The 19,699-nt window shown below is 48.3% G+C and carries 19 protein-coding genes and 1 other annotated feature; of the genes, 11 read left to right on the top strand and 8 right to left on the bottom strand.

What is annotated here, in order from left to right; all coding sequences use genetic code 11:
* Position 1: 1 nt before the first annotated feature.
* The 5 genes from ACLBVC_RS14905 (at position 2) to gndA (ending at position 6,683) form a co-directional block, all read left to right on the top strand.
* Positions 2–1,618, top strand: a complete 1,617-nt coding sequence (locus tag ACLBVC_RS14905; RefSeq protein WP_410150268.1) for a glycosyltransferase — start codon at positions 2–4, stop codon at positions 1,616–1,618.
* A 7-nt stretch (positions 1,619–1,625) separates the two neighbouring features.
* Positions 1,626–2,882, top strand: coding sequence for a glycosyltransferase (locus ACLBVC_RS14900; RefSeq protein WP_410150267.1), 1,257 nt, complete (start codon positions 1,626–1,628; stop codon positions 2,880–2,882).
* 174 nt (positions 2,883–3,056) lie between these two features.
* Complete coding sequence (locus ACLBVC_RS14895) at positions 3,057–3,896, top strand: glycosyltransferase (protein ID WP_410150266.1); 840 nt, start codon at positions 3,057–3,059, stop codon at positions 3,894–3,896.
* A gap of 116 nt (positions 3,897–4,012) precedes the next feature.
* A complete protein-coding gene (locus ACLBVC_RS14890) occupies positions 4,013–5,071 on the top strand; it encodes an acyltransferase family protein (protein ID WP_410150372.1) in 1,059 nt (352 codons plus the stop codon).
* A 202-nt stretch (positions 5,072–5,273) separates the two neighbouring features.
* Positions 5,274–6,683, top strand: a complete 1,410-nt coding sequence (gene gndA, locus ACLBVC_RS14885; RefSeq protein ID WP_104922415.1) for an NADP-dependent phosphogluconate dehydrogenase — start codon at positions 5,274–5,276, stop codon at positions 6,681–6,683.
* 100 nt (positions 6,684–6,783) lie between these two features.
* Here the strand turns inward: gndA and hisIE are convergent, their stop codons facing one another.
* From hisIE to hisG, 8 genes are read right to left on the bottom strand one after another with little or no spacing between them, the layout of a single operon-like run.
* Positions 6,784–7,398 carry a bifunctional phosphoribosyl-AMP cyclohydrolase/phosphoribosyl-ATP diphosphatase HisIE gene (gene hisIE / locus ACLBVC_RS14880; RefSeq protein WP_410150371.1) on the bottom strand — a complete coding sequence of 205 codons (615 nt, stop codon included), beginning with the start codon at positions 7,396–7,398 and terminating at the stop codon, positions 6,784–6,786.
* Positions 7,399–7,421: 23 nt separating this feature from the next.
* A complete protein-coding gene (gene hisF, locus ACLBVC_RS14875; protein ID WP_410150265.1) occupies positions 7,422–8,195 on the bottom strand; it encodes an imidazole glycerol phosphate synthase subunit HisF in 774 nt (257 codons plus the stop codon).
* Positions 8,177–8,914, bottom strand: a complete 738-nt coding sequence (gene hisA, locus ACLBVC_RS14870; protein ID WP_410150264.1) for a 1-(5-phosphoribosyl)-5-[(5-phosphoribosylamino)methylideneamino]imidazole-4-carboxamide isomerase — start codon at positions 8,912–8,914, stop codon at positions 8,177–8,179. The genes hisF and hisA overlap by 19 nt, the downstream gene beginning before the upstream one ends.
* Positions 8,915–8,919: 5 nt before the next feature.
* Entirely contained in the window at positions 8,920–9,510 is a 591-nt protein-coding gene (gene hisH / locus ACLBVC_RS14865) for an imidazole glycerol phosphate synthase subunit HisH (protein ID WP_195814572.1), read from the bottom strand.
* Positions 9,510–10,592, bottom strand: a complete 1,083-nt coding sequence (gene hisB, locus ACLBVC_RS14860) for a bifunctional histidinol-phosphatase/imidazoleglycerol-phosphate dehydratase HisB (protein ID WP_410150263.1) — start codon at positions 10,590–10,592, stop codon at positions 9,510–9,512. The genes hisH and hisB overlap by 1 nt, the downstream gene beginning before the upstream one ends.
* Positions 10,589–11,722 carry a histidinol-phosphate transaminase gene (gene hisC, locus ACLBVC_RS14855; protein WP_410150262.1) on the bottom strand — a complete coding sequence of 378 codons (1,134 nt, stop codon included), beginning with the start codon at positions 11,720–11,722 and terminating at the stop codon, positions 10,589–10,591. The genes hisB and hisC overlap by 4 nt, the downstream gene beginning before the upstream one ends.
* Positions 11,722–13,035, bottom strand: a complete 1,314-nt coding sequence (hisD, locus tag ACLBVC_RS14850) for a histidinol dehydrogenase (protein ID WP_410150261.1) — start codon at positions 13,033–13,035, stop codon at positions 11,722–11,724. Before hisD ends, hisC begins: the two co-directional genes overlap by 1 nt.
* A 4-nt stretch (positions 13,036–13,039) precedes the next feature.
* Complete coding sequence (gene hisG / locus ACLBVC_RS14845; RefSeq protein ID WP_101078671.1) at positions 13,040–13,939, bottom strand: ATP phosphoribosyltransferase; 900 nt, start codon at positions 13,937–13,939, stop codon at positions 13,040–13,042.
* Between the two features lie 73 nt (positions 13,940–14,012).
* Positions 14,013–14,134: a sequence feature (His leader region), on the bottom strand.
* Here hisG and ACLBVC_RS14840 point away from each other — a divergent pair.
* From ACLBVC_RS14840 to motB, 6 genes are all read left to right on the top strand, one after another.
* Complete coding sequence (locus ACLBVC_RS14840) at positions 14,128–14,328, top strand: hypothetical protein (protein ID WP_410150260.1); 201 nt, start codon at positions 14,128–14,130, stop codon at positions 14,326–14,328. (Overlaps the previous feature by 7 nt.)
* A 123-nt stretch (positions 14,329–14,451) precedes the next feature.
* Complete coding sequence (locus ACLBVC_RS14835; RefSeq protein WP_410150259.1) at positions 14,452–15,276, top strand: SDR family oxidoreductase; 825 nt, start codon at positions 14,452–14,454, stop codon at positions 15,274–15,276.
* Positions 15,277–16,533: 1,257 nt separating this feature from the next.
* Positions 16,534–16,878 (top strand): flagellar transcriptional regulator FlhD, encoded by a 345-nt coding sequence (gene flhD / locus ACLBVC_RS14830; protein ID WP_120508226.1) that lies wholly within the window; start codon positions 16,534–16,536, stop codon positions 16,876–16,878.
* Between the two features lie 2 nt (positions 16,879–16,880).
* A complete protein-coding gene (flhC, locus tag ACLBVC_RS14825) occupies positions 16,881–17,489 on the top strand; it encodes a flagellar transcriptional regulator FlhC (RefSeq protein WP_101078668.1) in 609 nt (202 codons plus the stop codon).
* 178 nt (positions 17,490–17,667) lie between these two features.
* On the top strand, positions 17,668–18,558 hold the full coding sequence (motA, locus tag ACLBVC_RS14820) for a flagellar motor stator protein MotA (RefSeq protein WP_410150258.1): 891 nt from the start codon (positions 17,668–17,670) through the stop codon (positions 18,556–18,558).
* Complete coding sequence (gene motB / locus ACLBVC_RS14815) at positions 18,555–19,691, top strand: flagellar motor protein MotB (RefSeq protein ID WP_410150257.1); 1,137 nt, start codon at positions 18,555–18,557, stop codon at positions 19,689–19,691. The genes motA and motB overlap by 4 nt, the downstream gene beginning before the upstream one ends.
* Positions 19,692–19,699 lie beyond the last annotated feature (8 nt).

Genomic DNA, 19,699 nt, shown 5'->3' with positions numbered 1-19,699 from the left:
AATGAGTAAATTGCATTGGGCAATAGACTATTTTATTCAAAAGAATGGGACTATTTTCAGCTATGGTTGGGCATTTAATGAAGAAAAGAAAATAGAAAAACTTTCTTTATATTTGCCTACTGGTCAATCTGGAAGCATTCTTAATATAGATTATGGAAAAAGTCGAGAGGACATCAGTTCGTATTTTTCGGGTCAAGAATATGCTAAACAATCCGGTTATGTTATTTACGGATCCTTTGGCCCTGGAGTTGAGCTTAAAAATCTCCAACTGCAGTGTATTTATACTGATGGAGTTGCGGAGCTTGTTAGTATCCCAGATGGCTTTATACATTCTGAGGAGGAAAATGGTAAATTAAACTCCAAAAAACTGATGTTGAAGCAATTTGTTGTGCTATTAAAACGTGCATTTATGATTGCTAAATCTGGGAATTTTTCATTATTATTCGATAAAATTAAAAGATACAAGAATAAAATCCCACGAGAAAGTCTCAATTCGGCAAAAGACATAGTATCCATTCTTGAATCCTCTGAAAGAGAAAAAGTTGTTTTTTTCATAGATCATGATCTGGGAGGAGGTGCCAATCATTACCGTAATCAATTAATAGATGAAAAATTAAAATCTGGCAAGTCTGTTATCGTACTCTCTTTTGATATAAGTTCACTTTCATATAAATTAATCATTCGCGGGGTTAGGGGAGAGTTCAACTTTAAAATATCAGGATATCAATTCATATATGAATTATTAAATTTCATTAAGATAATTGAAATAATTTATAACACTGGTGTTTCATTTGTTCGTCCTGAGGAAATTCCTAGTTTTTTGATTAGTCTTAAAATAAAAACCAGTGCTACTTTGATCACTTTGGCTCATGACTTATTCCCACTGTGCCCATCGCATTTTTTGATTAATTCAGAAGGACAATATTGTGATCTTCCTGATCCAGTAGTTTGCTCATCGTGTTTGCGTAATAATACATTTGGTTTCACGACATTATTTGAATCAAAAGATATCGAAAAATGGCGTGACCAGTGGGGAGGATTGATGATTGCTTCTGATAAAATTGTCACTTTCTCAGAGAACACATTGAACCTTTATAAGCGGGTCTACCCAGAAATTCAATCTGAGAATACACTTGTCAGCCCTCACTCAGTAACCTATCTGCCTAAAAAAGTTGAGATTAAACAGAAGCAGCACTTAAGAATTGGAGTTGTTGGGCAAATTGGGTATCATAAAGGGGCCTTGTTTGTTAAACAGTTAGCGGAAGAAATAAAAATAAAAAATCTGCCCATTGAAATAATCATTGTGGGTGGAATAGAAATGTCTTGTCCACCAAATGTTGTAAAGCAAACTGGCCCTTATAAACATAATGAATTATCTGACTTGTTAGAAGAGCACGGTGTAAATATCGTCTTATTCCCTTCAATATGGCCAGAAACTTTTTCTTATGTTGTCCAGGAGATGATGGAACTTGGGTATCCTGTTGCAAGTTTCGATCTGGGTGCACCGGCAGAGCGTCTTAGGACTTACCGTGATGGCTTGGTTTTATCTTCTATGTCCGCTGAAATTGTTTTGCAAGAGTTATTAGAATTTCATCGGAAAATATATTCAATCAAATGAGGCTGATATGTCTGAAGTTCATGTTTTTACTAGTGCAGCATTTAACTATATTCCTAAAGTTAGAATGCTTTTCCAATCCATTCGTAAGTATCACCCGGAATGGACCATTCATCTGGCTTTAGCTGATGAAAAAAGACCAGAAATTGATTTGAGCAATGAGCCGTTTGATGAAGTAGTTTCTGTTTCAGAATTGGATATACCTGATTGGAATGGCTGGGCCTATTGCCATACAATTGTTGAGTTGGCTACAGCAATAAAACCTTTCATGTTAGCGCGTTTGCTGCAACTGCCTGGTTGTAAAAAAGTTATTTATCTGGATCCTGACACTGTAATTTTCTCTCGTCTTGACGATATTTTGGAATCTCTTGACAATGCCAACGTACTCCTGACACCACATCAAACTAAGCCGGAAACATCACTGTCCGCAGTTATGGATAATGAAATTTGTAGCCTAAAGCATGGTGTCTACAATCTTGGTTTTTGTGCTGTTGCAGCTACAGATGTTGGCTTATCATTTGCAAAATGGTGGGGTGAACGCATTTACCATTTTTGTCGTGCAGATATTCCGAACGGGTTATTTACTGATCAACGTTGGATTGATCTTGTACCCGCATTCTTTACTGATGTCGCCATTATGCGGTCTAGTCGACATAATGTCGCTACGTGGAATTTGACAACACGAGAGTTTACCATTGACACCCAGGGAAATTATTTTGTTGATGGCGAACCATTAGGTTTCTATCATTTCACTGGGTTTGATAGCGGTGCTCATCGCATAATGGCATCTAAAAATGCGGGTGAAAATTCAGATGTACATAAGTTGATTGATTGGTATGAAGATCAAACTAAAAACTTAGGTCAGGATCCGCTGGCAAAAGTTTTATGGGCATACGGGCAGCACTCAGATGGGTCCGCTATTTCTAAAGCACAGCGTCTTGTTTATCGTGAGCGTGTTGACCTTCAAAAATCTTTCCCAAGTCCTTTTGATGTAACTACCTACAATCAATGGTGGGTTACGCAAGGTAAGAAAGAATATCCTGAGCTGTTCGATCCGCAGACAAAAGATGATTCGCTCAGACAATTTAGTACTGTACTTACTCCTGGTTTTCGAGGGGGCAATGCTGAATTTAATACAGATCGTTTTGTTTCACTGATTAAACGTTCGCTTTCTAATCCTCGTACTGGTCTTACTATAGGCAAGAAAGGATGGGAAGTTCTCAAAAATGAGGGTATTAAAGGTGTTAAACGTCGATTCCTGAATTAATAGATTTCGACTTTAAATAAAACCCTGTATTGTGATTGATACAGGGTTTATTACTTTGTGTTAATTATAAATTTCTCGCGAATGAAATGGATCATTACCTTCATTCCCAAATGGTAGTTGTAGATGCATATAATATGTATTCCTGAACTATCGTCTACCTCATTTGGTGTCTAAGTGAAAATAATAGCATCTTTGGTATTATATCGACATGGTTATGATTCTGTAAAAAATACATTAATATCTCTCTTATCCGAGGATGTTATTTCTAAAGTTGTTATTGTAGATAATGGAAGCCATTGCGATTGGCTACTTGAGTTAAAAGAATCTAAAGTGGAAGTGATACAGGTAAAGGAAAACTCTGGTTTTGGCGCTGGCCATAATTATGTTTTTGAACGTTTTTTCATGAAAACAGATTTTTTCCTAATTTGCAATCCGGATATCAGTTTCCGCAAGGGAGAGGTTGAAAAGTTATATGATTTTTGCAATTTGGGAGCGATTGACTTAGCTATACCCAAAATTATCTATCCTGATGGTAGTCTACAGTTTGGGTGTAAAATGCTTCCGTCACCCTACCAGTTATTTATGCGTCGTTTCATTCCATTTTTTAAAAGAAAACTCAATTATAACTATGAGCTTCGAGGGGCTGACTACAGCAGGCCTTTTTTTGCACCATCTTTAACTGGTTGTTTCATGTTAGTCGGTTCTAAAGTTATCCATGACGTGGGTTTTTTTGATACTCGATTTTTTCTTTACTTGGAGGATGTAGATTTATCGCGACGGATTAGCCAAAAATATAATGTCAGTTATTGCCCCGATGCTCTTGTTGTACATGAGGCTCAACGGCGCTCATATATAGATAAGCAATTTTTATTTTACCACATCACATCTGCAATAAAATATTTTAATAAATGGGGTTGGATTTTCGACCGAAAAAAAACCGAGTTAAATAATCGTTGTTTGAAAACACTACCTAAAAGTGGAAATAATAAAGTCAACAAAATTCATGATAAATGAAAGCGAATTTATATTAGTAAGATCTTGATTTTTGTTAAACAACAACCTAATAATAAAATAATGAGAGTTATTGTGGCTAATGTGGAAAAGTAAACCAAAAATACCACTTCGACGGCATTGATATTCTGAGGGGGTTCGCTGCAATTTCAGTAGTGGTCTACCATGTAATCGAACATTTCAATTGGATTACCTTTCCGACCTCCGGACCTCTTTTATGGTTCAGATTTGGTTGGATGGGTGTAGATATGTTTTTTGTAATATCTGGTTTTGTAATTGCTTTATCAGCATTCAAACAATTGGACGTTAGTGGTAGTGATGGGTTCATTTTTTCATTTATGAAGAGACGCTTGCTAAGAATCATTCCTCTTCATTATTTGACGCTCCTAGTATTTGTAATTTTCATTACACCAACATTACTTTTCAATCATTTTGCAATAAATATTGCTGCGCATTTATTGTTTATTCATAATCTGAATTATGATCTTCACGGAGCAATCAATGGAAGTAATTGGTCTTTGGGCGTGGAGATGCAGTTTTATATTTTAATCGCTCTATTTGCTGGTTGGCTTAAGCGTATCCCTTGGTGGTTATTATTGCTGCTGGCGATAACTATTTCATATGCCTGGAGGTTTACCGCTTTTTCTCTTATAGATATAGAGCAACCTTTGGGAGTGTTCAAACTATTTGTAAGTGCTACACAACTTCCCGGAATGCTAGACGAATTTGCGATTGGTATTCTTTTGGCCAGACTTTTTACTTCAGAGTTTGGAATTAATATCATCGTGAAGCGAAATTATTCATCAATATTATTGTTGATCGGAAGTGTGATATTAGCAATATTGACAATATCAATTTACTTGAAATATGCTTCATTTTGGGGGTACCCATGGATGGTGGTTTGTTTCCGAACTCTTTTAGCAACAACATTCGGAGTTTTTATCCTCTTCTTATGCACGCTTAAAATATCGCCTATAGTCAAACGTGGATTATATCCCCTTTACTATTGTGGAACCATTTCATATGGCATTTATTTGTGGCATTTGCCTATACTGTTGTCGATTAAAAATATTGATTGGTTATCGCATTCTCAATCACTTAGTTTAGTCTTGGTTTTAACATTGCTAATGGCATCACTGTCATGGCACTTTTTTGAAAAACGTTTCATGAAGAAGTAATTTATTCTTTATAAAATATCTTAAGATGTTCAAATTAAACTGCTTGTAAATTAAGCTGTTTTGATTGTTTGAATTATCGAGTGTGATCTATCGCACCAATCACTTCACGTTGTCGCAGTTCTTGAGTTAACATGTTTGCCACATCCCAAAGCCTGCAGCCGTTGTGATGGCTGTAGGAGTATCTTTCAGACAGGAGTTGCTAATGTCCAAACAACAGATCGGCGTTGTCGGTATGGCGGTCATGGGCCGTAACCTCGCGCTTAACATCGAAAGCCGTGGTTATTCCGTTTCCATTTTTAACCGTTCTGGCGATAAGACTGACGAAGTCATCGCTGAAAATCCGGGTAAAAATCTGGTTCCGCACTACACCGTCGAAGAGTTTGTTGACTCGCTGGAAAAACCACGTCGTATCTTGCTGATGGTGAAAGCCGGTGAAGCAACTGACAAAACCATCGCATCCCTGACTCCGCACCTGGATAAAGGCGACATCCTGATCGATGGCGGCAACACCTATTATAAAGACACTATTCGCCGTAACCGCGAACTGTCTGAGCAGGGCTTCAACTTCATCGGTACCGGCGTTTCCGGCGGTGAAGAGGGCGCACTGAAAGGCCCGTCAATCATGCCTGGCGGTCAGAAAGAAGCGTACGCACTGGTGGCACCAATTCTTGAAAAAATTGCAGCACGTGCTGAAGATGGCGACGCTTGTGTTGCTTACATCGGCGCTGATGGCGCAGGTCACTACGTCAAGATGGTTCACAACGGTATCGAATACGGCGACATGCAGCTGATTGCAGAAGCCTATTCCCTGTTGAAACAGTCCCTGAACCTGAGCAACGAAGAGCTGGCAACTACCTTCGCTGAATGGAATAAAGGCGAGCTTAGCAGCTACCTGATTGACATCACCAAAGACATCTTCACCAAGAAAGACGAAGAAGGTAAATACCTGGTCGACGTGATTCTGGATGAAGCAGCGAACAAAGGCACCGGTAAATGGACCAGCCAGAGCTCTCTGGATTTGGGCGAGCCACTGACTCTGATCACTGAGTCTGTGTTTGCACGTTACCTGTCTTCTTTGAAAGATCAGCGCGTTGCGGCTTCTAAAGTGTTGTCCGGCCCGGCTGTTAAACCTTTCGCTGGTGACAAAGCTGAATTCATCGAGAAAGTTCGTCGTGCTCTGTACCTGGGTAAACTCGTTTCTTACGCGCAGGGCTTCTCACAGCTTAAAGCCGCTTCTGACGAGAATAACTGGGATCTGAACTACGGCGAAATCGCGAAGATCTTCCGTGCTGGCTGTATTATCCGTGCTCAGTTCCTGCAGAAAATTACCGATGCTTACGCTGAAAACGCGTCCATCGCTAACCTGCTTCTGGCTCCGTACTTCAAAAACATCGCTGACGAATATCAGCAAGCGCTGCGTGATGTTGTGTCTTATGCCGTTCAGAACGGTATCCCGACACCAACATTCTCTGCTGCGATCAACTACTACGACAGCTACCGTTCAGCGGTTCTGCCAGCTAACCTGATTCAGGCGCAGCGTGACTACTTCGGTGCGCATACTTACAAACGCACTGACAAAGACGGCGTATTCCATACCGAATGGTTGGATTAATCCGTCTAACGGCGTGCTGAAAAAGCGCGCCGTTGCTGACGTCAATAAAAAGCCGCCAATGCATCTGCAAAGGCGGCTTTTTTACGTCTTAAAATTGACGTTATTTCTTATGACGCTGACGCAGGTTATCGATCACCGCGCTCAGGTTCAAATCCTGATCCTGCAATAACACCAGCAAGTGATAGACCAAATCCGACGCTTCGTTTTTCAGTTCAAAACGGTCGTTGACGGTTGCTGCCAGTGCAGTTTCCACGCCTTCTTCACCGACTTTTTGTGCGATGCGTTTGGTGCCGCTGGCATACAGTTTGGCGGTGTAGGAGCTTTCCGGATCGGCGGTTTTACGCGAAGCCAGCAATTCTTCCAGCTGATACAAAAATGCCCAGTCGGTTTCGGCAGGGTGGAAGCAGCTGTTGTTGCCTTTATGGCACGTCGGGCCAACCGGATTGACCAGCACCAGTAACGTATCGTTGTCGCAATCAGGCGTAATGCTCACGACGTTCAGATAGTTTTCTGAGGTCTCGCCTTTGGTCCACAAACGTTCTTTGGTGCGTGAATAGAACGTCACTTTGCCTGAAGACTGCGTAACGCTCAGGGCTTCCTGATTCATGTAACCGAGCATCAGTACTTCGCCAGACACTGAGTGCTGGATGATTGCCGGCATCAGGTTATCCACTTTTTCCCAGTCGAGCTGGCTGATTTGTTCGCCGGTCAGCAGACCGGTTTTTACTTCCTGATTACTCACAAGCGGATCTCCACGCCATTTTCAGATAAATAGCTTTTCAGCTCGCCAATATTGATAATTTGTTTGTGGAACACCGATGCGGCCAGTGCGCCATCAACGCGTGCTTCGCGGAAAGCATCGAGGAAGTGCAGCATTGTGCCCGCACCGCCGGAAGCGATGAGCGGAACATGGCAAACCTCGCGGATCATTTTCAGCTGTTCCAGATCGTAGCCATTACGCACGCCGTCCTGATTCATCATGTTCAGCACGATTTCGCCCGCGCCGCGTTTCTGCACTTCTTTCACCCAGTCAATTGTCTGCCAGGTGGTCACTTTGGTGCGTGCTTCGTCGCCGGTAAACTGATGGACCTGATAAGTGCCGGTTGCCGCGTCGTGCCAGGTATCGATGCCCACAACAATGCACTGTACACCATAACGGTCGGCGAGGCGGCTGATCAGCGTCGGGTCGGCAAGAGCAGGGGAGTTGATGGAGATTTTATCGGCACCAAATTGCAAAATCTGCCCAGCGTCTTCCAAACTTTTGATCCCGCCTGCGACACAAAACGGGATATCGATGACTTCTGCCACGCGCGACACCCAGCTTTTATCGACTACGCGGCCATCGCTGGAAGCGGTGATATCGTAAAAAACCAGTTCGTCGGCGCCTTCTTGTGCATAGCGCTGTGCCAGCGGGACGATGTCGCCAATGATTTCGTGATTGCGGAACTGCACACCTTTTACGACCTGGCCGTCTTTAACGTCGAGGCAGGGAATTATCCGTTTTGCCAGCATGAAATTGCCTCCGTCACATTGAATTTACCGTCGAGCAATGCCCGTCCGACAATCACCCCTTTCACGCCGCTGTCACGCAGATTGGCGATGTCCTGCAATGAACCGATACCGCCGGAAGCCTGAAAAGCAACCTGCGGAAAACGCGCAGTCACTTCGCGGTACAACTCAACGTTCGAGCCTGCCAGCGTGCCGTCGCGGGAAATATCCGTACACAGAACGTGTTTCAAACCGAAAGGCAGAAACAGTTCCACGATCTCTTCCAGCGTGGAACTGGAATTTTCCTGCCAGCCGCTGACGGCAACGTTTTTAGTGCCATCGGCAGCGATACGGACGTCGAGCGCCAAAACCAGTGCGTCTGCGCCGAAACGCTGGAACCAGCCCTGAACTTTCTGCGGATCTTTCACCGCCGTCGAACCCACGACGACGCGGGTTGCACCGGCATTCAGCAGGGCTTCAACGTCCTGTTCGGTGCGGATACCGCCACCAACCTGAACCGGTACAGATACGCCCGCCAGCAATTTTTTCAGCAACGGGATCTGACGTGCCGCCGGATCTTTCGCGCCGGTTAAGTCAACTAAATGCAAAACTTCTGCACCTTGCTGCTGATATTCTTGCAAACGCGGAAGCGGGTCGTTGCCATAATCACGCTGCTGGCCGTAATCGCCCTGATGCAAACGCACCACGCTGCCTTCGATCAAATCTAAAGCCGGGATAATCATCCTGTTTACATCTCCAGAAAGTTTTTCAGCAACTGTGCGCCCGCCGCGCCGGAGCGTTCGGGGTGAAACTGCACGCCGAAGAAGTTGTCTTTTTGCACGGCAGCGCTGAAAGGTTCACCGTAAAGTGTCTGCGCGATCGTGTTTTCGCAAACCGGCATGGCGAATCCGTGGACGAAATAGAAGTACGCATTTTCATCTATGCCACGGAATAAATGGCTGTCAGCGTTCGCTGTCACCTGATTCCAGCCCATGTGCGGCAAAGGCAAACCGAGATCGGGCATACGGCGCACCGGCGTTTCAATAATCCCCAGCGTATCAATCCCGCCGTTTTCTTCACTGGAAGACGCCAGCAGTTGCATACCGAGACAAATCCCCAGCACCGGCTGAGTACAGGCTTTAATCAGCGTAATCAGTTCGCGCTGTTCGAGTTGTTCCATTGCCGCCTGTGCGGTGCCGACACCCGGTAAAAAGAGCTTATCGGCCTGCAAAACAATTTCCGGATCACGGCTCACCGTCGGTTCAAAACCCAGACGCTGAACCGCATATTTCACGGAAGAAAGGTTGGCACAGCCCGTATCAAGGATAACGACGTTCATCACAGCACTCCTTTCGAGCTCGGCAATGTATTGCCATCGACACGAATCGCCTGACGCAGTGTGCGCCCGAATGCCTTGAACAGGCTTTCGACGCGGTGGTGATCGTTCTTACCTTTGGTGCGCAAGTGCAGGGTACAGGCCATCGCGTAGGACAGGGAACGGAAGAAGTGTTCGACCATTTCCGTGCTCAGATCGCCGACGCGCTGATAGTTAAACTCTGCCTTATATTCCAGGTGCGGCCGGCCGGAGATATCCAGCGCGCAGCGCGCCAGACATTCATCCATCGGCAACACAAACCCGAAACGTCCAATGCCGCGTTTATCGCCCAGCGCCTTATTAATGGCTTCACCCAGCGCCAGCGCCGTGTCTTCAACGGTATGGTGATCGTCGATATACAAATCACCTTTCACTTCGATATTCATGCGGAAACCGCCGTGCGTGGCAATTTGATCCAGCATGTGGTCGAAGAAGCCGACGCCGGTGCGGATCTTGCTTTCGCCTTCGCGATCCAGCCAGACATCCACGTCTATCGCAGTTTCGCGGGTCACGCGGTTTACTTTGGCATGACGGTCGCGTTTCGTCAGTTGTTCCGCAATATTGGCCCAGTTCAGCGTATCGCGCTGATAACGCAGCCCGGCGATGCCCATATTGGCAGCGAGTTGGATGTCAGTATCACGGTCACCAATCACATAACTGTTGGCGGTATCGAGAACGCCGCTTTCCAGATAAGCTTGCACCAGTTTGGTTTTGGGCTTACGACAATCGCAGTGATCGGCAGGCAGGTGCGGACAAATCAGTACGTCATCGAAAACCACGCCCTGCGATGTCAGGATTTGCATCATCAGGTTATGCGGTGGATCGAACGTTTCCTGCGGGAAACTTGATGTGCCCAGCCCGTCCTGATTGGTGATCATCACCAGCTTAAAACCCGCGTTTTGCAGGGACAGCAGGGCCGGAATAACGCCGGGCTCCAGCGCCAGTTTGTCCAGACGATCGACCTGGAAATCTTCCGGCGGCTCAGAAATCAGGGTGCCGTCACGGTCAATAAAGAGCGTTTTTTGAAATTGTGGACTCTGGCTCACATGTGCTCCTTGCGGGGGCTACTTTGTTTTTCATTAATAGAGGCGTCAGCGGCGCCGGGTAACGCCTGCAATACAGTAATCACGCGCTGGAGTTCTTCCCGGGTGCCGATAGTAATACGTAAGCAGCCGGAAAGCCCCGGTTGCTTATTCTGGTCACGCAAGATAATGCCTTGATCCCAGAGGTTTTTAAATGCTGCGCTTGATGCGGTGAAACGCGCCAGCACATAGTTGGTATCGCTGGCAAAAACTGCCTCAACGCAGGCACATTTCTCCAGCTCTTTCTGCAACCAGATGCGGTTTTCAGTCACTTCGGTTACGCGCTGACGCATCAGCGCCAGTCCTGCCGGGCTCAGCGCCTGTGCGGCGATATCTGCTACCGGTGTAGATATTGGATAAGGCGCAATCACTTTCATTAATAAGCCGATGACTTCACTGTTCGCCAGCGTGAAGCCGCAGCGTAAACCGGCAAGCGCAAATGCTTTAGACAGCGTTCGCAAAATGGTGAGGTGCGGAAATTCCTGCAACCAGCCGGAAACGCTAGCCTGCGGGCAGAATTCGATATACGCCTCGTCCACCGCCACAATCGCGCGGCCACGGGTCATTTCCAGCACGGCACGGATTTCACCCGGGTCGATGATGTTGCCGGTCGGGTTGTTTGGGCTGCACACGTAAACCAGCTTCACGCCGTCCAGCGCGGCTTCGATTGCCGGAAGATCCAGCGACCAGTCGGCTTTTGCCGGCACCGTACGGCCTTCAACGCCGATGGTTTCTGCGCTCACGCTGTACATGCCGTAAGTCGGCGGGCAATAAAGGATGGCGTCTTTGCCCGGTTCGCAGAATGCGCGGATCAGCAGTTCGATGCCTTCATCCGCGCCACGACTGACAAGAACCTGCTCACGATCGACACCGGCGTAAGCGGCATAGCGGTTAATCACCAGCGCGGGCTGACATTCCGGATAACGGTTAAACGTCTGCTGCGTCAGCTCAAAATTTGGCGCGATGGCGTATTCATTGGCGTTGAGCCACACATCACCGTTGCCACCCAGACGACGGGCGGACTGATAAGGCGTCAGTTCCTGCACGTTTTTTCGGGCCAGCGCCTGAACGCTGAGATTCTTTTCATTACTCATCAACGCGGCTCCTTCAGGGCGTTTACACGCAGGGTTACTGCATTTTTGTGCGCAGTCAGTTGTTCCGCCTGCGCCAGTGTTTCAATCGTTTGCGACAGCCCCAGCAACCCTTCCGGCGTTAACTGTTGAACGGTCATCCGTTTCTGGAAATCGGCCAGGCCCAGGCTCGAACAGGTCGCTGTGTAGCCGTAAGTCGGTAAAACGTGGTTAGTGCCCGACGCATAATCGCCTGCGGATTCCGGTGACCAGTCGCCGAGGAAAACCGAACCGGCGCTGGTGATGCTGTCGACCAGTTGCTCCGGCTCGCGGGTTTGCAGAATCAGGTGTTCCGGCCCGTAGGCGTTGCTGATTTCGATACACTGCGCGAGATCTTTCGCGACAATCAGACGGCTGCTGGCCAGCGCCTGACGCGCAATATCGCTGCGCGATAACGTCGCCAGCTGGCGTTCAACCGCTTCGCCTACGGCCTGCGCCATTTTCACATCCGGCGTCAGCAAGATAACCTGTGAATCCGGGCCGTGTTCCGCCTGCGAAAGCAAATCAGACGCCACGAAATCCGGCGTTGCGCCGCTGTCAGCGATCACCAGCACTTCAGAAGGCCCGGCGGGCATATCGATCGCCGCGCCGTCCAGACTCTGGCTGACCTGGCGTTTGGCTTCGGTCACATACGCATTGCCCGGCCCGAAGATTTTCGCCACGCGGGGCACACTTTCCGTGCCGAACGCCAGCGCCGCAATCGCCTGCGCGCCGCCAAGCTGATACACCTCTTCCACGCCACACAACTGCGCGGCATACAGAATTTCGTCGGCAATCGGCGGTGGTGAGCAGAGCACCACTTTCTGGCAACCGGCGATACGCGCTGGCGTCGCTAACATTAATACGGTGGAAACCAGTGGCGCGGAACCGCCCGGAATGTACAGCCCGACGGACTGAATCGGGCGGGTCAGTTGCTGACAACGAACACCCGGCTGCGTTTCGATATCCACCACGGCCAGTTTCTGTGCCTGATGGAAAGTGTCGATGTTACGCACCGCGTGCGCCATCGCCTGTTTAACGTCATCGCCCAGACGCGCCGCGGCTGCTGAAATTTGCTCTGCGGTGACACGAAGATCCTGCACTTCAGTTTTATCAAAGCGGGCGCAAAACTCGCGCAGCGCGCTGTCACCTTCACTGCGGACACGACGCAGAATTTCGCTCACCGATTCAGTAATACGGTCGGAGGCAGAAATTGCCGGGCGGGTCAGCAGGTCGCGACGCTGCTGGGCGTCGCATTGTTGCCAGTCAATAGGAGTAGAGAACGCGTCAGGCTTCATGGCATTACTCCATCATTTTTTCGATTGGAAGAACCAGAATTGAGCTGGCGCCCAGCGCTTTCAATTTCTCCATGGTTTCCCAGAACAGCGTTTCGCTGCTGACCATGTGCATGGCAACGCGTTGCTGATCGCCTGCCAGCGGTAAAATGGTCGGACGTTCAGCGCCCGGCAGCAGCGCGACGATTTCGTCCAGACGCTCGCTTGGCGCGTGCAACATAATGTATTTGGATTCGCGGGCCTGAATCACGCCCTGAATACGGGTCATCATTTTGTCGATCAGCAGCTGTTTCGCCTGTGGCATTTCGCCGTCGCGCTGAATAAGGCAGGCTTTGGAGCGGTAAATCACTTCAACTTCACGCAGGCCGTTAGCTTCGAGCGTCGCACCGGTAGAGACCAGATCACAGATTGCGTCGGACAGACCCGCGCGCGGTGCCACTTCAACGGAGCCGTTCAGCAGGCAGGATTTGAAATCAACGCCTTTTTTATCGAGATATTGCTTGAGCAGGTGAGGGTAGGAAGTGGCGATGCGGGCATTTTGCAGGCTTTGCGGACCGGTGTATTCGGTGTCCAGCGGCGTGGCCAGAGACAGACGGCAACCGCCAAAGTCCAGGCGACGCAGCGTGAAGTAACGCGGGTCTTCGCCCTGAGCGCGGCGGCTCAGCAGCTCTTCTTCCAGCACGTTCTCACCGATAATGCCCAGGTCAACCACGCCGTCCATCACCAGCCCCGGAATATCGTCATCACGAACGCGCAAGATGTCGATCGGCATGTTTTCAGCGAAAGCGATCAGACGCTGTTCCTGCAGGTTGATTTTAATCCCGCAGCGGGCCAGCAGTTCGCGCGACTCATCGCTCAGGCGACCTGACTTCTGCATTGCTATCCGTAAACGTGTTTTATCCAGCATGATGACCTCAGTTTCTCAATTATTTATCGTAAATTCAGTTCGTCAGATTCTTTTACTTCAATTCCTTCGGCCATAAAAAAAGCCCCCGGAAGAAATCTTCCGGGGGCTTTCTCTGCGTTCTGCGCCACTGGAAGATCTAAACAGTCTCCCAGCACCAATCGCCTGAAAGACTAGTCAGGGTGATGGTGATGATGGTGGTTAATCAGAACGTTTGTCATGTCAGTGTCTCGTTTTGTGCATTCAGCGCCGCGTTATTCAAAACTGAATCATTCGCAACGCGTATCAAATTCGTTGCCAATAAAACTAAACTATCGGGCGGCAACAGCGCAACCTTTTTTTCTGATGATGAGTTTTTCTTATCCGCAGCGGGTGTTTCATCAAATAAATGAATGATCTGCTAACAGACGCTGAGAAATCCTTACGCACCGCAGAAGGGAAAAGGCGTATTTTGCTAGTATAAAGAGAGTTATCTGCAACTGGCGAAATCATGCCAGAGAACAAACGGAGCATGTATGAAAAAGATTTCGATTATCGGACTGGGCTGGCTGGGCATGCCGCTGGCGATGGCGCTGGCCTCAAAAGGGTACAACGTGGTCGGGAGCAAAACCACGCCTGACGGTGTCGATGCCGCCAGAATGATTGGCATTGAATGTTTTCCGCTGGTCTTCACGCCGGAGATGGAATGCGAAGCGGAGGATCTCGAACAGTTGCTCAACGTCGATGCCTTAATCATCACGCTGCCTGCGCGCAGAACCGTCGAAGGTAGCGAACTCTATTTTCAGGCGGTACAGCAACTGACCGACAGCGCGCTGGCGCATAACGTCCGGCGCATCCTCTTTACCAGCTCGACATCCGTTTACGGCGACCATGAAGGTGTGATGAAAGAAGACGCGCCGTTGTTGCCTGTTTCACGCAGCGGCATTGTGCTGAAAGAGCTGGAAAACTGGTTCCATGGTTTACCGAATACCTCGGTCGATGTCCTGCGCCTCGCCGGGCTGGTCGGTGGCGATCGCCATCCGGGACGATTCATGGCCGGAAAAACGCAGGTAAAAGGCGGTCAGCACGGCGTCAACCTGGTGCATCAGGATGACGTGGTCGCTGCCATTATCTTGCTGCTCAGCCTGCCAAAAGGCGGTCACACCTATAATCTCTGTGCGCCTTCGCATCCTGTAAAAGCGGAGTTCTATCCGGCACTCGCACGCCAAATGGGGCTGGTGCCACCGACGTTTGCTGAAGAACCTTCAGCAGGGAAGGGTAAAATCGTGGATGGCGACCGGATATGCAAAGAACTGGGGTTCGAATATCAGCATCCTGACCCACGAAACATGCCTTTTTAACTTACAAAACCTTATTCGATGATATTACGTTATGGCCTGCCTGAAATTTAGGCAGGCTTTTTTATTTGGTCTTTGATTGTTCAGCAGCAAAGCCGCACCCTTGTTTGGTCAGATTCTGTGCCGTGTATTATTAAATTTTTATTTCCCCGCTAATTAGCCTGCTTAATAACAGGTTAATCTCCGTAACTATTCAAAAATCCTCTTAATAAATGCAGTTAGCGATGTGCTTTATTCGCTTTTTACACGTCGGAAGTGGCGCGGGATGCTGGTTGAGTAATAAAATTCCTATTCTTGAGCTTTCGATTTGCCATTGAGCGGCATAAACCACTTTTTTAAGCACAATCATTAAAGTTTTCCTGAAGAGATGCCGATACGTTTGTACGGCCTGAGTCCGCCGTCTCATCATTTCTTCTTATCAATCTAGTCTCATGACTGGATGTCTGCGCTTGTCTTGTAATAAACACTTACAATCATTGTCTTTTTGCTTTTGAAATAGCGTGGTTGCTCACGTTTCCCCTACTTTTTGAACTAAATTTAACCAAAACTTTTCGGACTCGACACCCTGTAAGCCTTGTGGTGACTGGGTTGCGCAGAATTAGCACAATGATCAAGCTATTGGAAATTTACAGCATAAAAACCTGGGTGAACTATGATTGATTGGCATGTGTGCTAATCATTTGTCTTTAATTGGTCTTTGTACAAAATGATCTCAAAATGACGAAAAAAGACAGCCACAGCCCCCTTTTTTAGACGCTTTTTTACTTTTGGTTTAAAACTGCGCAAATTTTTACGATAAATTGCACTTTTGGAGACAAAATAAGTTTTAAAAATGTGATGTGCGTCACACTTTATTCAAAATTCGGCAACGCCCAGATTGTATGTATAAAGGGAACGGGGTTAGAGTTGCGTCGTAGTAAGATTATTCCTAATAATGTATGTAAAAGCGTTTCACTGAATGAGATGCCATCACAGCAACGGACCCTGCCAGTACACCAAAACTGAAGTGTTTCACGATTACTTAGCAGTGAAATTGTCACAATTAATTTAGTTTACATCAGGAACAACTTTGTATTGGCGGTGAAGTAAATACCGCAGGATAAATCTATTTCCAACGTGAGATTTATTAATCAGCCAATGATCCAATTGTTTTGATAGTAAAAAATACTCCTGTCACGCCGGGTGAAACTCTTGCTGCATGGAATATGTCTATCAATCCGCCACCTTAAAAAAGTGGCATCGGTAATGGGGTAGAACAGAATGTCCGAATTGCTAAAGCACATATATGATATCAACCTGTCATATCTATTGTTGGCACAGCGCTTGATTAACGACGAAAAGGCCTCAGCGATGTTTCGCCTGGGGATTGATGACGTAATGGCAGAAACCTTGGGGCAACTGACGCTGCCACAGATGGTGAAGCTGGCTGAAACGAACCAGCTTTTATGTCAGTTCCGCTTTGACGACAGTAAGACAATTGAACGACTGACTCAGGAATCGCGCGTGGATGACTTACAACAAATCCATACTGGCATCCTGTTGTCCAGCCACCTGCTTAAAGGCCTGGCTGCGAAAGACAGCGGCGCGATGAAGAAAAGGGCGTAGCTATGTCTGGGAAAGATGCGTCAACCAAACCGGCAGAAAAAAGTATCGTCCAGGAAGCTCGGGACATTCAGCTTGCCATGGAATTGATTACGCTGGGTGCCAGATTGCAGATGCTGGAAAGCGAAACGCAATTGAGTCGTGGCCGACTGATTAAACTGTACAAAGAATTGCGCGGCAGCCCGCCGCCAAAAGGGATGTTACCGTTCTCGACGGACTGGTTTATGACCTGGGAACAGAACATCCACTCTTCCATGTTTTACAACGCGTACTCGTTTCTTTTAAAGAGCGGGCATTGTAATGGCGTGGAAGCGGTGATTAAGGCTTACCGTCTCTATCTGGAGCAATGTCCGGAACAACCGGGCGAGGCGCCGATCCTCGCGCTGACCCGCGCATGGACGCTGGTCCGTTTTGTCGACAGCGGAATGCTGCAGCTCTCTGCCTGCAACTGCTGTGAAGGTTCATTCATTACCCATGCACACCAACCGCGCCACGGGTTTGTCTGCAGTCTTTGCCAACCCCCATCCCGGGCAGTAAAAAAACGTAAACTTTCCCCGCAGGTTGCCGATATAACATCTCAAGAGCTGGACGAACAGGTCAAGCGCGCTGTCTGAGATTGTTAGGTTGCAGTATGTCGTCCGGAGCGGTGGTAACACCGCTCATCATTTCCCCCTAACGTCTCCGCCCTAATCTGGCCCCTTTTATGCACGTTTGAGCTGCATAACATCGGGCAAGGTGGGACAGCCTCGCGCTTTTCCTCGCCCTAAAACCACATAGAATTAAGGATTTATCGTGCTAGTAATAATAGGTTACCTCGTGGTCTTGGGCTCAGTGTTCGGCGGTTTCATGCTCGTCGGCGGTGAACTGGGCGCATTATACCAACCCGCAGAATTACTCATCATCGGTGGTGCCGGCATTGGCGCCTTCTTCGTCGGTAACAACGGCAAAGCGATTAAATCCACCATGCGCGCCTTGCCGCAGCTGTTTCGTGCGTCGAAATACAACAAAGCGTTGTACATGGATTTGATGGCACTGCTGTACCGCCTGCTCGCCAAATCGCGCCAGCAGGGGATGCTGTCGCTGGAAAATGACATCGACAATCCGGCGGAAAGCGACATTTTTGCTAATTATCCCCGCATCCTTGCCGATAAGCATTTAGTCGAATATCTGACGGACTATCTGCGTTTGATGGTCAGCGGCAACATGAACGCCTTTGAAATCGAAGCACTGATGGACGAGGAAATCGAAACCTACGAGCACGAAAGTGAAGTTCCGGCAAACAGCCTGGCGCTGGTCGGCGATTCACTGCCTGCTTTCGGTATCGTGGCGGCGGTCATGGGGATCGTACACACCCTGGCGGCGGCGGATCGTCCGGCCGCAGAGCTCGGGGCACTGATTGCCCATGCGATGGTGGGGACCTTCCTCGGTATTCTTTTGGCCTACGGATTTATTTCCCCGCTGGCCAGCGTACTGCGCCAGAAAAGTGCTGAAAACGCCAAAATGATGCAGTGCATCAAGGTGACTTTGCTGTCGAGTATCAACGGCTACGCGCCACAAATTGCCGTCGAATTTGGCCGTAAAACGCTTTACACCTCCGAACGGCCTTCCTTCATCGAGCTGGAGGAACACGTTCGTCAGGTCAAGTCACCGGGCCAGAAACAAACTGAAGAAGAAAAAGTATGAAGCATCAGAGTCATCCAATCGTTGTTGTACGCAAGAAAAAGAACAAGCACGGCGGAGGGCATCACGGCGGTTCGTGGAAGATTGCTTACGCTGACTTTATGACAGCGATGATGGCTTTCTTTCTGGTGATGTGGCTGATTTCGATCTCCAGCCCTAAAGAACTTGTGCAAATTGCCGAATACTTCCGTACGCCACTGGCGGTTGCCATTACCGGCGGGCCACGCAGTAGCGATGCCACCAGCCCGATCCCGGGCGGCGGCGCTGACCCGACGGTGCAGGACGGTGAAGTCCACAAAATGGATCAGTCGCAGGGCGAAAGTAAGCGTGAAGCCGGCGATTTACAAAAATTGCAGCAAAAGCTGGAAGACATGCTGGCGTCAGATCCGCGGCTGAAAGATTTACGTCCGCATCTGATGATTAACCTCACCGAGCAGGGCTTGCGCATTCAGATTATCGATAGCAAAAACCGCCCGATGTTCCAGCTTGGCAGTGCAATTGTTGAGCCTTATATGCGCGATATTCTGCGGGCTATCGGGCCGGTTCTGGACGATTTCCCGAACAAAATCAGCCTGGCGGGTCACACCGATGACATGCCATATGCGCAGGGTGAACGCGGTTACAGCAACTGGGAATTATCGACAGACCGTGCCAACGCCTCGCGCCGCGAAATGATTATCGGCGGCCTGAGCGAAGGAAAAGTGCTTCGTGTGATGGGTATGGGTTCCACCATGCAACTTAAAAACCATCCTGCCGGAGACGCGATCAACCGCCGTATCAGTATTTTAGTGCTGAATAAGCACGCGGAAGAAGCGATTGAGCGGGAAAACAGTGAGGGTGAAGCCATGACCATCAGTGACGCCGGTGAACTGCAAAAACAGGTACCGGGACGTCAGAGCGCACCCGCACTGGCACCGAAAATGAGCCCGGCAGCGGCTTCGGCTGCGCCAGCCACCGTGCCCGCGACACCAGAATCATCAGCACCACCAGTAGCAGCACCATCAATACCCGGGATTAATACGCAGACGCCAGTGACACCATCGGCGGGCGCCCAACCTGCCACAGCGGCTCCTGTCGCTGTCATGGTCACGGCACCTGCGACCACATCAACAAGCCGCGATTCACAGCAGAGGTGATCACGTGA

It is taken from the genome of Rahnella selenatireducens, assembly GCF_046449555.1.
Classification (GTDB): domain Bacteria; phylum Pseudomonadota; class Gammaproteobacteria; order Enterobacterales; family Enterobacteriaceae; genus Rahnella; species Rahnella selenatireducens.
Note: the sequence above shows the minus strand (reverse complement) of the source record. Positions and strands in the feature narration are given on the sequence as shown.

What these genes read in the sequence shown, in the direction of transcription:
- hisH (WP_195814572.1), bottom strand. Translation starts at nt 9,510, where the DNA reads ATGAACGTCGTTATCCTTGATACGGGCTGTGCCAACCTTTCTTCCGTG.
- hisA (WP_410150264.1), bottom strand. Translation starts at nt 8,914, where the DNA reads ATGATTATCCCGGCTTTAGATTTGATCGAAGGCAGCGTGGTGCGTTTG.
- ACLBVC_RS14900 (WP_410150267.1), top strand. Translation starts at nt 1,626, where the DNA reads ATGTCTGAAGTTCATGTTTTTACTAGTGCAGCATTTAACTATATTCCT.
- ACLBVC_RS14905 (WP_410150268.1), top strand. Translation starts at nt 2, where the DNA reads ATGAGTAAATTGCATTGGGCAATAGACTATTTTATTCAAAAGAATGGG.
- flhC (WP_101078668.1), top strand. Translation starts at nt 16,881, where the DNA reads ATGTCTGGGAAAGATGCGTCAACCAAACCGGCAGAAAAAAGTATCGTC.
- hisC (WP_410150262.1), bottom strand. Translation starts at nt 11,722, where the DNA reads ATGAGTAATGAAAAGAATCTCAGCGTTCAGGCGCTGGCCCGAAAAAAC.
- ACLBVC_RS14840 (WP_410150260.1), top strand. Translation starts at nt 14,128, where the DNA reads ATGATGGTGGTTAATCAGAACGTTTGTCATGTCAGTGTCTCGTTTTGT.
- motB (WP_410150257.1), top strand. Translation starts at nt 18,555, where the DNA reads ATGAAGCATCAGAGTCATCCAATCGTTGTTGTACGCAAGAAAAAGAAC.
- hisG (WP_101078671.1), bottom strand. Translation starts at nt 13,939, where the DNA reads ATGCTGGATAAAACACGTTTACGGATAGCAATGCAGAAGTCAGGTCGC.
- flhD (WP_120508226.1), top strand. Translation starts at nt 16,534, where the DNA reads ATGTCCGAATTGCTAAAGCACATATATGATATCAACCTGTCATATCTA.
- hisD (WP_410150261.1), bottom strand. Translation starts at nt 13,035, where the DNA reads ATGAAGCCTGACGCGTTCTCTACTCCTATTGACTGGCAACAATGCGAC.
- gndA (WP_104922415.1), top strand. Translation starts at nt 5,274, where the DNA reads ATGTCCAAACAACAGATCGGCGTTGTCGGTATGGCGGTCATGGGCCGT.
- ACLBVC_RS14835 (WP_410150259.1), top strand. Translation starts at nt 14,452, where the DNA reads ATGAAAAAGATTTCGATTATCGGACTGGGCTGGCTGGGCATGCCGCTG.
- hisF (WP_410150265.1), bottom strand. Translation starts at nt 8,195, where the DNA reads ATGCTGGCAAAACGGATAATTCCCTGCCTCGACGTTAAAGACGGCCAG.